Genomic DNA, 13,199 nt, shown 5'->3' with positions numbered 1-13,199 from the left:
GCAGGGAACCGCCGGACACTGATTTCAGGGAGTGTCATAGACCTCCTCGGGAATCGAGCGGTCATATACATCCCGCAGAACCGGTGAGGTCAGGCTATCCCGTGAATTCAGACTCCCGTCCAGTCCGGTCATGTTGTGAACATCCGAATATTCAGGAATCTCCTTGCCTGACGCACATCCGGCGATTCCCAGAAGGAGACAGGCTCCAATCCATAATAGACATACTCTTGCCATGCGCATTGTTATTACCCCCTCATCCTTCTCGGCTCTTTACAGCTTTGACGAATCGGGAGATTCATAAACGAAATTTTTCAGATTTACAGATTTACATTGCCGACCACATGGACAAGATACATCATTCCCCCCAGAAAGGCGGCAAGTGCAAAATATGCAGCCCCATATCTCAAGCGGGAAGCAGCAGGCACTTCATAATACTTATCATTGTCATGGATCGTAAAGCTGATCTCACAGGTCATCTTCATATGAAGGCTGGTGTCCACATACAGCTGGTCGAGCTGCACGACTTTGACTTTTCCGATCAACGACTGTACTGGCAGGGTTGTCGTTCCATAGTAATCCAAGTTATCCCAACGTACCCCGACAAACTGCTGGCGGTTCAAATCACTGTAGGTGGTGAACGGCAGCTCCCGTTTATGCTCAGGGCCGGGGATCAGATACCCTTGCTCCTGCAGATCCCCGATGGGGATCAGGAAGCTTTTGAGCACCGTATGCATCTGGCTCTTCGTACGCCGGCTGATGTACTTCTTATACATATCATAGGCGAACATTACCCAGATGATGCCGAACAGGATAGATTTCAGATAGATGATTACAGCTAATCCTCCAATGAGCCCTACCAGCCATAACCAGCGGGTAACTGCCGTGGCAATTCTCCCCCCGTCCAGCGGATGGATCGGCAGCAGATTAATCAGATTTAGGAAGAAGCCGATGTAGGCCAGTGAATATAACAAGGGACTATGATAATAATAGGCAGCTCCGAACACGATCAGTGCACCGATACTCCCCAATATAGGACCGCCAAAAGCGACATAAGCTTCCTCTCTGGCATCCAGCGGCTGCTTCTTCATCGTAATCAGTGCGCCCATAAAAGGAATGAACAGCGGAGCGCTTACCGGCAGTCCGATCCGCTTGGCAGCGATAACATGACCGATCTCATGAACGAATAATAACGCAACGAAGCCCACAGCGAATTGCCATGGTGAAATAAGTGCATAGGCCCAGATCGATATCATCATGGAGATCAGCGGACCTGCGATTTTCCCCAGCTTAAGCAGAGAGATAATAGCCTTTCCCTTAAGGAGGAGCAGTACCGCCCCGCTGCCCAGCCATCCCCATGCGCCCGAGCTTTTTTTCTCCTGTTTGTTTTCCTGCAATAGTCTCAATCTCCTTTTGATCTCTGTGTCGCTTCACTTCCAGGCCACGGAACAAGCACTCTTCTGCTTCCCGTTGCCCTTACTCTCTACTGTCGCACAGGAGTGCGGTGGATTGCAAATAGACTTATGATGTTGACAAATCTCCCGGCCTGCATATATGATATCCAGTAATTAGGATAACCACAATAGCTGCGAAGAGAAAGAGTACCCTGGTAATTCTTCCACAGAGAGCTCCGGCCGGTGAAAAGGAGCAAAGAAGACCCTCGGGAATATGGTCTCAGAGCTGCGCACCGAACCCCGGCATGAACGGGTCGTAGGCTGCGCCGGAACCCGCATCCGTTACCATGCTAGGGTATACCCGCTTATTTTCTGCGGACGTACCTGAAGAGGTGAATGCTGCGAGGCATTGATGAATTTGGGTGGTAACACGTGAGCACAGGCTCTCGTCCCTTTAGGGGATGAGTGCCTTTTTTGCGTCCAATTAATTTGAGGAGGAGAGAAATATGACTAACATTTTTATCGGAGGGGCTTGGCCTTATGCCAACGGCTCCCTGCATCTGGGCAGACTCGCCAGCATTCTTCCGGGAGATATTCTGGCCCGCTACCACCGTGCCAAAGGTGACGCTGTACTCTATGTATCCGGCAGTGACTGCCATGGGACTCCTGTTGCTGTACAGGCGGCGCAGGAGGGGGTAACGCCGGGTGAATTCGCCAGCCGGTATCATGAGGAGTTCGCCGATTGCTTCCGCGCCTTAGGCTTCACTTATGACTTGTATACCCGGACCGATCAGACACATCACCACAGTACGGTGCAGGAGCTATTCCTTAAGCTGCTGGATCACGGATATCTGTACCAGAAACCCGGTCTCCAGTGCTATTGTGAGCAAGATCAGCGCTTCTTGCCAGACCGTTATGTCCATGGCCTCTGTCCGGTCTGCGGACAGCAGGCCCGGGGGGACCAATGCGATTACTGTTCAACGATTCTCGATCCGGTGGATCTGCTGGAGCGCATATGTGCCCTCTGCGGCTCTAAGCCTGTGCTGCGCTCAACTCAGCATTACTACCTGTCGCTGTCCAGCTTTCAGCAAGCACTCACAGAATATGCTGATTCCGCACAAGGCTGGAGAGATAATGCCGTCCGGTTAACCCGCAGATATCTGCAGGAAGGCCTGCAGGACCGGGCAGCAACACGCGATCTGGACTGGGGCGTGGATGTCCCCATCGACGGCTTCTCAGACAAAAAAATCTATGTCTGGATCGAAGCCGTCAGCGGATATCTGTCCGCCAGCAAGCAATGGGCGGCGGAGACGGGCAACCGGTGGGAGGATTTCTGGTCTGTAGCGTCCGCACAAGAAAACGATGGGCAGCCGCCTATAACTGCTTACTACGTGCACGGCAAGGACAATATTCCCTTTCACAGCCTGATCTGGCCGGCTCTCCTGCTCGGAGCTGAGGAACTGCATCTGCCGGACCGGATCTTCTCTTCTGAATACCTGACCCTGGAAGGGCAGAAATTCTCCACCAGCCGCAACTGGGCGGTCTGGGTGCCGGATATTCTCAGCCGGTATGACCCGGACTCGGTCCGTTATTTCCTGACTGCGAACGGTCCCGAGAAGCGGGATGCCGACTTCTCCTGGAGAGAGTTTATCTATAGCCATAACAGCGAGCTGCTGGGCGCGTTCGGCAATTTCGTCAACCGCAGCCTCGTATTCGTGAATAAGTTCTGGAACGGCAGAGTTCCAGATGGAGTCTTGGACGAAGCATGGGTTAGCAGTCTTAAGGATCTGTATAAGGAGGCAGGAAGTCTGATTGAAGCCGGACATTTCAAGGAAGCTCTGGAATTCATCTTCTCGCATATCCGCCTGGCTAACAAGTATTTCGATCAGCAGCAGCCGTGGCTCCAGATCAAGCATGATCCTGCGGCCGGGGGCAACACGCTGTACACTTGTGTTCAGATTATTGCCAACCTGGCTAACCTGCTGAACCCGTTCATTCCTTTCTCCTGCGAGAAGATTAGAGGCTTCCTGTCCATAGAACAGCCTGTATGGCATCCGGTATCCGTCCTTGCAAAGCAGCCTATACTGGAGCTTGAATTACTGTTTGAGCGGATAGAGGTGCAACGGATAGAAGAGGAGTTGGAGCGGATGGGTTAAGTGGAAACGGTATTTCCGTCCTTTTAGAGGACGGTACCGTTTCAGCGAGAAAGATATGGATACTTATAGCGCGAAGCATATACATTCTTATCTTTAAAAAAAGCGTTCTTCCCCGCATACCGCTCACCAAAGCAAGCGGTGCAGAGAAGAACGCTCCGGGAATTTAATCTGGATGAATACACAACGGCTGTCCGCTCTGTATGATAACTTAGTTCTGGCCGGGGTAACGCGCTCCGGCTGCAACCCCTTGCGGGGATATCTGCTCAATCTGCGCGAGATCCTCCGCCGTTAATGTAACCTGAAGTGCTCCGAGGTTCTCTTGTAACCGCTCCAGCCGCTTCGTGCCGGGAATCGGTACAATCCGCTCTCCTTGAGCAAGAAGCCAGGCCAGGGCAAGCTGTGCCGGGGCGTAGCCTTTCTCGGCTGCCAGCTGCCCGATCAGTGAGACGACCTCCAAGTTCCTGGTGAAGTTCTCTCCCTGGAACCGCGGGTAATGCCGGCGGTAATCATCCTCCGGCAGATCATCGAAGCGCTTGATCTGTCCAGTCAGAAACCCACGGCCAAGCGGGCTATAAGGAACGAAGCCGATGCCCAGCTCCTTGACCAGCGGAAGAATCTCATCCTCCACCTCCCGGCTCCAGAGCGAATACTCTGTCTGCAGGGCGGTCAACGGATGCACCGCATGTGCCCGGCGGATCAGTTCAGGCGAAGCCTCAGATAAGCCGATATAGCGGATCTTCCCTTCCTTGACGAGATCAGCCAGTGTACCGGCGGTTTCCTCAATAGGAGTGTTCGGATCAGGACGGTGCTGATAGTACAGATCGATATAATCTGTGCCGAGATGATAGAGGCTGGCATCTACGGATTTTTTGATATAAGCCGGGTCTCCCTTGGGTCCCTGAGTATGCGTAATGCCGAATTTGGTCGCAATCACAGCCTGATCTCTCCGGCCCTTAAGCGCCCGCCCGAGAAGCCGTTCATTGCCGCCGAAGCGCTGCTGCTCGAAGACTCCATAGATATCCGCTGTGTCCAGCAGAGTTACACCCAGATCAAGCGCTCCATGAATGGTTCGTACAGACTCTTCATTATCCGGCATCATCATCGTTCCAAGTCCCAGAGCCGATACGCTCAGCCCTTCGTTCCCGAGTGTTCTTGTATGCATATGGTTGCCTCCCTCTTGTACCTGTAATAGATCTTACGAACATGTCCTTATTCTAACTGTCCTGCCGTGGAGCAGCCACAGTACGTTTATGCTAGTAAGATCATTACCAGGGAGCAGCAACAGACCAGTAAGACATGTGCCTTCAGATGATCCTCTGCTAGGTTATGACAGGGGTATAGATACAAATATGCAGGCCCGGGTGATCCGCCAGATTGGCCATCGAATTAATGTCATAGACTACAGGCTCACCTGTAACCAGGCTCTCTATAACTACACGGTTGACCCTTTTCCCCTGAATATTGTGCTGCTTCCACATCTCGGCGAAATCTGCACTGTCTTCCAACAGCTGATCGACCATCTCCTTGTGCCAAGGATCATGCAGATTCAAGTCATAATAGGTTCTGTACACACCTACTGAATGTAGAGCGAACTCCTCCCAGTTCAGCATCCGGCAGCGCAGCTCCAGATCCAGGAACAGAAGACGCATCATAATGCGCTCTGAAGCAGGCAGACCTCCGAAATCACTAAGCACTTCACTCGCTTTATCATTCCAAGCCAGTACCTCAGACCGCTCATTCGTAATAAAAGACGGATAAGTCAATTGCCGGATAATATCCCGCCACTGCGGATTCAGCTCCGGACTGACCGTATCTATAGAAGCAAGTGTATCCGGCAAGCCAGGATTCCAGAGCTCGAATAGGTGTTTACGCTCATCTGCCGACAACCGCAGCGCCTGACTGAGACTCTCCATGACCTCTCTGGAGGCTGTAACCTCCCTGCCTTGCTCCAGCCATGTATAATACGTACTGCTGAGACCGGCCAGAACCGCAACCTCTTCCCGCCGCAGCCCCGGTGTTCTGCGCTGACTGTTCGTTTCCTTAATCCCTACAGCTTCGGGCTGCAGACGGTCCCGGCGTGATCTCAGGTATTCGCCAAGACGCTTAAACCTCGTAATCTCATAACTCATGCGCTGGGCCTCCTTTCAGCATTACAATTGACTCACAGCTGCTTTAAATACTCACACACTCTCGCATAAAGCGTGGGGTAAATCCCCGGATAGGTCACCGCCTGCGGCAGCTCTCTGAAGCTTCGGAGCTCGGCCATTTCGTACGGAGGCAAGGTCCCGAATTTACGGACATCTGCATAATACAACATCCCGTAGCTCTCTGCCAGCTCATCACTGATGACCGAATAGATGCATAACGGATGCAGCTCATAGTCTTCGGCACCTGTCTCTTCGTACAGCTCTCTTACCGCAGCTTCGCCGGGACTCTCACCTGATTCAATATGCCCGCCGGCAAATTCCCACGTGGACCGCTCACGGTGCCGCACCAGCACCCAATCCTCCCCTTGCTTCATAAAAATCACTACATATGTAAGACTCACCTCAGGGCACTCCGCTTCATACAACGTTACGATCATGATAGAATTCCACCTTTTATGTTGGTTAAGAATCATTATGAATAATGAATTGAATGACGAGCTTTTCCAGACAACCTTCATTATTGTAATATACTATTAAAAAAGAAACCATTACATCGCATCAGATACGTCATGCCATCTGCTGACAATTGTTAATAGCTTTTGATTTGCTCCTTATTTCGTATTTTTTGTAAAGAAAAAACCTACCTGGAGGTAGGTTACTTTAACAATTGTAATATTGTTTGAGACTGGATATTTGCTTGTAATAACATTGCTTGTCCGGCTTGTGTAAAAATCTGATTTTTCGTAAGTTCCATAATCTCTTTAGCCATATCAGTATCTCGAATCCTCGACTCTGCTGCTGTAAGATTCTCAGTATAATTTAATACATTGTTTTGGCTGTGCTCCAATCGATTGTGATAAGCACCCATTTTTGCGCGTTCTGATGAAACAATATTTATTGCATTTTTTATTAGGGATATTGAATTTGTTGCTCCTGTAATTGTAGAAATATTTGTATCAGAAATACCGATCACCGAAGCGGTAACATTTGGAAGATCTAAAGATAAGGAATCTCCGGTGTTTGCACCAATTTGCAATATCAAGCTTTCCCCTGTAATTGCTCCATCATTATTCCCAGCATTTAATCTAATTGTACCCTGAGGTTGATTCCCTGCACTTCCTCCCCATGTATTTAAAACATCACTAACGTCAAAGGTCATTCCATTATAAGAAAATGTTGTTGAAGGATGATTATGTACGATTACTAAGCCGCTTGTAGTGTAAACATCAAGTCCGTATGCTCCGACAGAATCTATATCTGCATAGAGCTGTAAATCTGTGAACATCCACCTTGAAGGATCATTAATTACTTGCTCACCTGTATTCATTCTAACCTTTGCAGCAGTCCCACCAATTTGAATCCAACCATCATTAACGTTATATTTTGTTCCACCATTTGCATAAAAGAATGAACCAGGAACATTCAAAGAATTGCTATTAAACTCACCATTTAATAATTTTATATTATTGAATTCAGTGTTGTTAGCAATATTATTTATCTCAGACACTAATGCACTATATTCATTTTGGATGTTAGCCCGGTCACTATCATTATATGTACCATTAGAGGCTTGAACCGCTAATTCATTCATACGTTGGAGCATGGAATGAATCTCCTGCATAGCCCCATCTGCTGTAAGAATCAAGGAAATACCATCTTGAATGTTCCTTGACGCTTGATTTAATCCCCTTATTTGGCCCCTCATTTTTTCAGATATAGCTAATCCTGCCGCATCATCTGAAGCTCTATTTATTCGAAGTCCCGATGATAATTTTTCTTGGTTTTTGGATACTCCTGTATCCTTTCGTTTAAGGTTATTAGTTGTGTTTAATCCGGTTATATTATGAGATATGATCATTCTGCTTCTCCTTAATTACATCGTAGGAAGATATGCCCATAATATTAACACCATAATATTGCGAAATCTATACTTTAGAAGGAAAAAGGTAAGTAGTAGTCGCTCATTTTTTGGGGTATGTGTAATATACCTTGCTAGCGGACTATTTTCCAACTTAGGGGTAGTGCATCCAATTTAAAACTGTCCACACACAGCAAATCATACAAATAGTACAAATAATCTGTATTTTCCTTAAAAACTCAGGAAATTAGCTAGAAAACGGGGGGGACAGCAGAGGGAACCCGCAAAGCACGTTATCTGAATGAGCCGGAACGCAGAGTATTTCGGCACCAATTTTATATTGGGTGCTTCTTCAAGCCCCACAAAAAGAAAAAAAGCCTTGAATATCAAGGCTTTCTGCATATAGGACGGATGGGGGTTCGAACCCATGACCCCTCCCTGTCAAGATGAAAAGGGAGGACATGGGATTCGGCCTTACTCCGACAACGTTAATAAATAATTGACCATCAAATTTAAGAACTCGATAGTGTTATTATATGGCGGTCGTCTATTCTGAAAGTTAAGTGGTTTGACCAAAAAAGGTAGATAGTGGTCTAATAAAGTGGCTTTAATCTTATCCGCTGCCAAGTATAAACACTTGGATCACTCACTAGATAACACTTCAATTAAACATAGAAAGTCGCCTTAACCGCTCTTATTGTAATTGCCGATGTTGTCTGACTTAGAATGGTTTGATTGGCTGCTGTTGGTTCACTGACTTGATCATCTGCATATAAATGCCATGCTACATCTTCAGGCGCTAAAATGGTTTCATTATAAACCGTTGCCGTGAATGTCTTACTTCCCGATGTACTGGCGGTAATATCAACATAAGTTGCACTACTAGGTGTTAGGGTTATTGACTTAGAAACTGCAACTTGGAAATCAAGTGTTAGAGCATAATAACTTACAATTGTATTATCAATGTCCAGAACCGCTTTAACATAAATTGATTCGGCAGCAGTACCAGTATTTGCATTAGTGACAGTGGCGATATTCGAACCATCTACACTAATTGTTGCAAGTGTTGCAGGAACTGTCGTTGTCTTGTCACTGTATACAAGCGAATAGGTGACAGGTTGAGATACAGCGGAACCGTTCAAATAGACATGTTTATCTATAACAACTGATTCCCCATATACCAAGTCATGAGCATTTGTATCATAGATAAATCCATTGGTTACGTTTGAAACTTTAATGCTACAAGTACCCTCAGATATTCCTGTCACGAGCCCTGTAGCGCTTACAATGGCAATTGAAGGTGAAGAGGATTCAAATATAACTGGAACACTGTTTGTACTCGTCTAGGCTTATTGAAGAGTACTGCGAATTAGAATTGATGTGGCTGGATTTGTAATATCAACTGGACATGCAAGGCCACCAGCAATTCCATTTGGAACATCATCTAAATCTTTATTAATCTGATCCTTCTCACAGGACAAATTTGCAATTCCCTTTTGTGAAAATGTATCTATTCCTGTAATCTTAAACATCTGACCATCAACAAAGAATCTATTACCGATTTCTAGCCCCAATTCCTTATAATAATTGTTAGTAAAAACTTTGATACTTCCATCCACTTCACTTATTACCTTCCCCGATGTTACCCCTAAATCTCCAACAGTAATATAACAATCCACATGAATAAAACGACATGAGGAATTGATGATTATAGTCTGCGGTAAACTTCTGATGATCCCTTTGTTTTTGTTATAGCGCTCTAAATTCAAAATCGGCTGTATCGTTGACATTGAATAAATCAAACATCGGATCACTCCTTTCATTAAGAGTTGAACAACATAAACGTTGAACTATTACTATTCGTATCGTCTGTAACTGCCATCATACGGATTTTCCGTTCAAGTTGGTCAATACGATTCTGGAGAGAATTAGCAAAATCAGTGATATTGATATCATCAGATTTGTATGACTTCATCAACGATGGATTATTAGCAATACTGTTCAGGATAGCGCTGCTAAATAAATTTTGCGCTTATCCGTGTTGGAGGATGGAGAATATTCCGCTTCAGGATCGGTTACACCTTCTTCTGCAAGGTAAACGGACAATTCAGCAGAGGATAAAGTGATTCCTTGTGTTTCAAGTTGAAGGCGTTCTGTGAATTTCATATGATTGCTCCTTTGTATAGGGATTTTTGGGTATACAAAAAGACATCACTGGGATGTCTTCTTTAAATACTTTTTATTCGAAATACTTATTTATATTATTTGTTAATTTGTCCTTAATTAACAAGATGTCTTCTTGGCTGATATGTGCTCCATCTTCGATTATGTATTCACCGTTTTCGTTTTTGTCTAATAGGGGTTTCTCGTATTTTGTTCCATCAACGATAACAGTAAATACACTTGCCAAATCCAAAAGCGAATTGAATTTGTTTTCATTATCCATAGAGAGTTGAGCACTGGTTTCTATAATATTCAGTACTTCTAATAAATCATCGTCCATTTCTATTAGATTAGTATCTTTATCTCTATTGTTATATTTATTCACGATAGAAGTATAAACCTTACTAATTGCATCCTCAGCAATTGTATCATCAATAATTGATGCGTATTCTTGTTTCAGTTTTAGTTCTTTGGAAATATTAATCAAATCCTCATTCCCACTCTCTGAACATCCACTAATCCCTAAAATAACCATCAAACCGACAATGCACCTTATTATTTTATTCGTCATCTTATTCACCCAATGATCTGCCTAACATTTCTTCTAATTCGGCTTGAATTTCTTCTTGTGTCATTTCATCAATGGGTTTATAATCCCCATCAAAATTATAATCTTCAGGGTTGTCACTAATTCCGTTTTCAGGAACATACTGACCATCGCTATTATAATCGTTGGGATTAGTCGATGGCGCTCTAGGATCAGTTACAAGTTCCTGCTCGGTAATTTTGTTGTATGTACTCGATGTTTCGCTAGACTCATTACTAGTGACTTTAACATCTGAATTAATTGCTACTTCCTTTGTAGTTAAAATGGTACTCCCCCAGGTAGGATCAGAAATCACTATATTCCCTTCTAAATTTACACCGTTCTCACCAATGAGTTCTTTTACATGGTAAGGTTGAACATTGGCAGTTGGTGAAGTTACTTCTAATGAATATGCCCCCTTTTTTAGGCCATTGCCATTATCAGAAAAAGAACTACTTGTAAATGATCCATTAAGAACTATGGTTTTCTCTTGAGCAGAATAGTTATTCGAAGTATTCTTTAAAGCTAGCATTAACTCCATTCCACTTGGAAGGTTGGTTTTGCCACTAACGGTTACGGTATTTTCTGGGCTAATATCTGTTGAGATATCTAATTTAACATCAATTGTAGATGCTTTAGTACTCATATCATTTGTTACCAAAACATTTTCAGACTGATTAGATAATGCAACTTCTGATGTCTGATCTGAATTTGAACAACCAGCCAGTAAACAAAACATTATTGATGAAATTAATATTATTCCACACTTATTCATTTGCCCATCCCCTAATATATTTTACCTAAATTCTACCACCAGGTAAGTTAATAGGTCTATAGGATTAGGAAATTATATGGATAGTGGTCTGAAAGTATGAGGGAGGACAAAATAAAAAGCACCCTGGGGAGAGTGCACTTATTTTGTTTGTCTAAAATTGTCTAATAATCCTTGAATAGTTGAATACTCACCTTTTCTATTATAAAAAGTAAAGTAGATCCTGATGTTGTCATTTTCAGCAATGTACTTTTTCATAATCCCAATGTTATGTTCAATAACCTTGAGTTTTGAATGTATGACTTCTTCAGAATCAGTATCAACGATATCTTCCATTGGTTTAGTTCTATTATTATCAGTTTCTTCTCTAATAATATAAATAGTATCGTTTTATCGACACCATGCGCAGTAAACTTAATTATGAGATCACCAGTAGAAATTTCAATTTCCGAAAAATTAACATGAGAATCAACCTTGACCTTATATCCCTTTTTCTAAAATAAAATTCAATTTCACTTGATGCTTGTTTATATATATTGTACTTTTTATTTTCAAGCAAGACATTATCTTTGTCTTTTTGGATTAATATCTCTAATTCCTTCTTTAATTTAATTTCTTTCTTTTTTAAATCATTAACTCAACTTTCGCACCTAGAAAAACGAATTAAACCCTTGAGTGAGTAAGGAGAATTCAGTAGATTTAACCGTATTGACAAAAAAACACCCCGCTTGTTTGGTATCATGGAAGTATCGAGCTTACCATGACAACAAGAAAGGTGCGTAACCCTATGTTACAACAACATTCCCTGTCTGAACAGTCTCGGTTTTCTAAACTTTTGGCCACTCTTCACCTTGGAAAAACCTTACGGCAAGCGGGCATTTCTAAATCTTTCGGCCTTTCCAGTCTAGCCATTTTTCAAATCATATTCTCTTTCGTTTTCGAAGGGAAGAACTGGTTCCATCTTTTGGAAAGTGACCGCAGAGCAGATCTTCCTGGTAAAGATGTTGTGTATCGTTTCTTAATTCAAGCTTCATTTGCGTGGCGGCGCTTTTTTACAGGCCTTTAGTCTTCGCTTCGTGCGCCATTTCGAATCGCTGATTTCGTCGCACCGAGTACGCGTGTTCATTGTTGACGACTCCGTACTCAGCCGAAACCGGAGCAAAAAAGCGGAACTTTTGGCACGTGTATTTGACCACTCCACAGGCAAATTCACCAAAGGCTACACGATGCTAACGCTAGGCTGTTCAGACGGCTTTAGCTTTGCTCCGCTTGACTTTGTTATACTGTCTTCCGCCAAATTGGCGAACCGTTTTTGTGAAATGGCTTCGAATCTCTCCAAACGCAGCCATAGCTACAATCTCCGGATGGAGGTCTTTTCTCGGAAGCCTGATGCTGTCGTAGCCTTGCTGGAACGAGCATTACGTGCAGGATTTACCGCCGACTACGTGCTTATGGATAGCTGGTTTACACAAGCTCCACTGCTCCGTGAACTCACCGCCAAAGGACTTTCTGTGATTGGTATGGTGAAAGAAATGAAGCAACGCTACCTTGTTTAAGGTAAGCGAATGACACTCCACGAGGTGTTTCAAAGCCTTCCCGTATCGCATGCCAAAGACATTAAAGGCTCGGTCATCGTGCACACCGCCTGCGGTCTGTCTGTGAAGCTTATGTTTGTCCGCAACCAGAATAAAAAACGGGAGTGGCTGGCCATGTTAAGTACCGATGTGACGCTGGATGCAGCTGAAATCGTACGAATCTATAGTATGCGTTGGAGTATTGAGACCTTTTTCAAAGTCACTAAAAGCTATTTGAAACTGGGAACTGAATTTCAAGGCCGCTCCTTTGACGGGCTGATTAGCCATACAACGATTGTATTCAGCCGATATTTAGCCATGGAATACGAACGGCGGCAATCGAGTGATGGCCGGACACTAGGCGGACTCTTTTTTCTCTTTGCGTACGAGGTTCGTGTTCTGGACTACAAGTCTGCACTTCAGCAACTCATGAGTTTATTTCTTGAAGTGTCTCAAGCGAAAACAAGGAAAAACAAAACGGCTGTCTTTTGTCAACTCCGTAAATCAGCTCTGTCTTTGAATTATTGATATCCTTTATGACCTGCTTTGCTA

General features: G+C 44.4%; 13 protein-coding genes, 1 pseudogene and 1 other annotated feature. Of the genes and pseudogenes, 2 read left to right on the top strand and 12 right to left on the bottom strand.

Annotated elements, in window-relative coordinates:
- Window positions 1-24: 24 nt before the first annotated feature.
- Window positions 25-240: a hypothetical protein gene (locus tag NYE24_RS00725; RefSeq protein WP_036695034.1), complete on the bottom strand. Its 216-nt coding sequence runs from the start codon at window positions 238-240 to the stop codon at window positions 25-27.
- 77 nt (window positions 241-317) lie between these two features.
- Window positions 318-1,394 carry a site-2 protease family protein gene (locus tag NYE24_RS00720; protein WP_036695035.1) on the bottom strand — a complete coding sequence of 359 codons (1,077 nt, stop codon included), beginning with the start codon at window positions 1,392-1,394 and terminating at the stop codon, window positions 318-320.
- Between the two features lie 182 nt (window positions 1,395-1,576).
- Window positions 1,577-1,848 (top strand) — a binding site (T-box leader).
- A 49-nt stretch (window positions 1,849-1,897) separates the two neighbouring features.
- Between NYE24_RS00720 and metG the strand changes: the two genes are divergently transcribed.
- Window positions 1,898-3,547 (top strand): methionine--tRNA ligase, encoded by a 1,650-nt coding sequence (gene metG, locus NYE24_RS00715; protein WP_342477811.1) that lies wholly within the window; start codon window positions 1,898-1,900, stop codon window positions 3,545-3,547.
- A gap of 208 nt (window positions 3,548-3,755) precedes the next feature.
- Here the strand turns inward: metG and NYE24_RS00710 are convergent, their stop codons facing one another.
- The 10 genes from NYE24_RS00710 to NYE24_RS00665 all read right to left on the bottom strand — a co-directional run bounded on the left by NYE24_RS00710 (window position 3,756) and on the right by NYE24_RS00665 (window position 11,409).
- Window positions 3,756-4,709 carry an aldo/keto reductase gene (locus NYE24_RS00710; protein ID WP_342477810.1) on the bottom strand — a complete coding sequence of 318 codons (954 nt, stop codon included), beginning with the start codon at window positions 4,707-4,709 and terminating at the stop codon, window positions 3,756-3,758.
- Window positions 4,710-4,866: 157 nt separating this feature from the next.
- Window positions 4,867-5,676, bottom strand: coding sequence for a helix-turn-helix transcriptional regulator (locus tag NYE24_RS00705; RefSeq protein WP_342477809.1), 810 nt, complete (start codon window positions 5,674-5,676; stop codon window positions 4,867-4,869).
- Between the two features lie 32 nt (window positions 5,677-5,708).
- Window positions 5,709-6,131 (bottom strand): NUDIX domain-containing protein, encoded by a 423-nt coding sequence (locus tag NYE24_RS00700; protein WP_342477808.1) that lies wholly within the window; start codon window positions 6,129-6,131, stop codon window positions 5,709-5,711.
- Window positions 6,132-6,349: 218 nt separating this feature from the next.
- Complete coding sequence (locus tag NYE24_RS00695) at window positions 6,350-7,552, bottom strand: flagellin (protein WP_342477807.1); 1,203 nt, start codon at window positions 7,550-7,552, stop codon at window positions 6,350-6,352.
- A gap of 665 nt (window positions 7,553-8,217) precedes the next feature.
- A complete protein-coding gene (locus NYE24_RS00690) occupies window positions 8,218-8,871 on the bottom strand; it encodes an Ig-like domain-containing protein (protein ID WP_342479346.1) in 654 nt (217 codons plus the stop codon).
- Window positions 8,872-8,901: 30 nt separating this feature from the next.
- The gene (locus NYE24_RS00685; protein WP_342477806.1) at window positions 8,902-9,342 is read right to left on the bottom strand and encodes a hypothetical protein; all 441 of its coding nucleotides are present in this window, start codon (window positions 9,340-9,342) and stop codon (window positions 8,902-8,904) included.
- A 211-nt stretch (window positions 9,343-9,553) separates the two neighbouring features.
- On the bottom strand, window positions 9,554-9,718 hold the full coding sequence (locus NYE24_RS00680) for a hypothetical protein (protein WP_342477805.1): 165 nt from the start codon (window positions 9,716-9,718) through the stop codon (window positions 9,554-9,556).
- 73 nt (window positions 9,719-9,791) lie between these two features.
- The gene (locus NYE24_RS00675) at window positions 9,792-10,286 is read right to left on the bottom strand and encodes a hypothetical protein (protein WP_342477804.1); all 495 of its coding nucleotides are present in this window, start codon (window positions 10,284-10,286) and stop codon (window positions 9,792-9,794) included.
- Between the two features lies 1 nt (window position 10,287).
- Window positions 10,288-11,076: a hypothetical protein gene (locus NYE24_RS00670; protein WP_342477803.1), complete on the bottom strand. Its 789-nt coding sequence runs from the start codon at window positions 11,074-11,076 to the stop codon at window positions 10,288-10,290.
- A 138-nt stretch (window positions 11,077-11,214) separates the two neighbouring features.
- Window positions 11,215-11,409, bottom strand: coding sequence for a hypothetical protein (locus tag NYE24_RS00665; RefSeq protein WP_342477802.1), 195 nt, complete (start codon window positions 11,407-11,409; stop codon window positions 11,215-11,217).
- 451 nt (window positions 11,410-11,860) lie between these two features.
- Here NYE24_RS00665 and NYE24_RS00660 point away from each other — a divergent pair.
- Window positions 11,861-13,175 (top strand): annotated as a pseudogene (locus NYE24_RS00660) (transposase).
- Window positions 13,176-13,199: the final 24 nt, after the last annotated feature.

The organism is Paenibacillus sp. FSL H7-0350 (genome assembly GCF_038593195.1).
GTDB lineage: Bacteria > Bacillota > Bacilli > Paenibacillales > Paenibacillaceae > Paenibacillus_AQ.
Note: the sequence above shows the minus strand (reverse complement) of the source record. Positions and strands in the feature narration are given on the sequence as shown.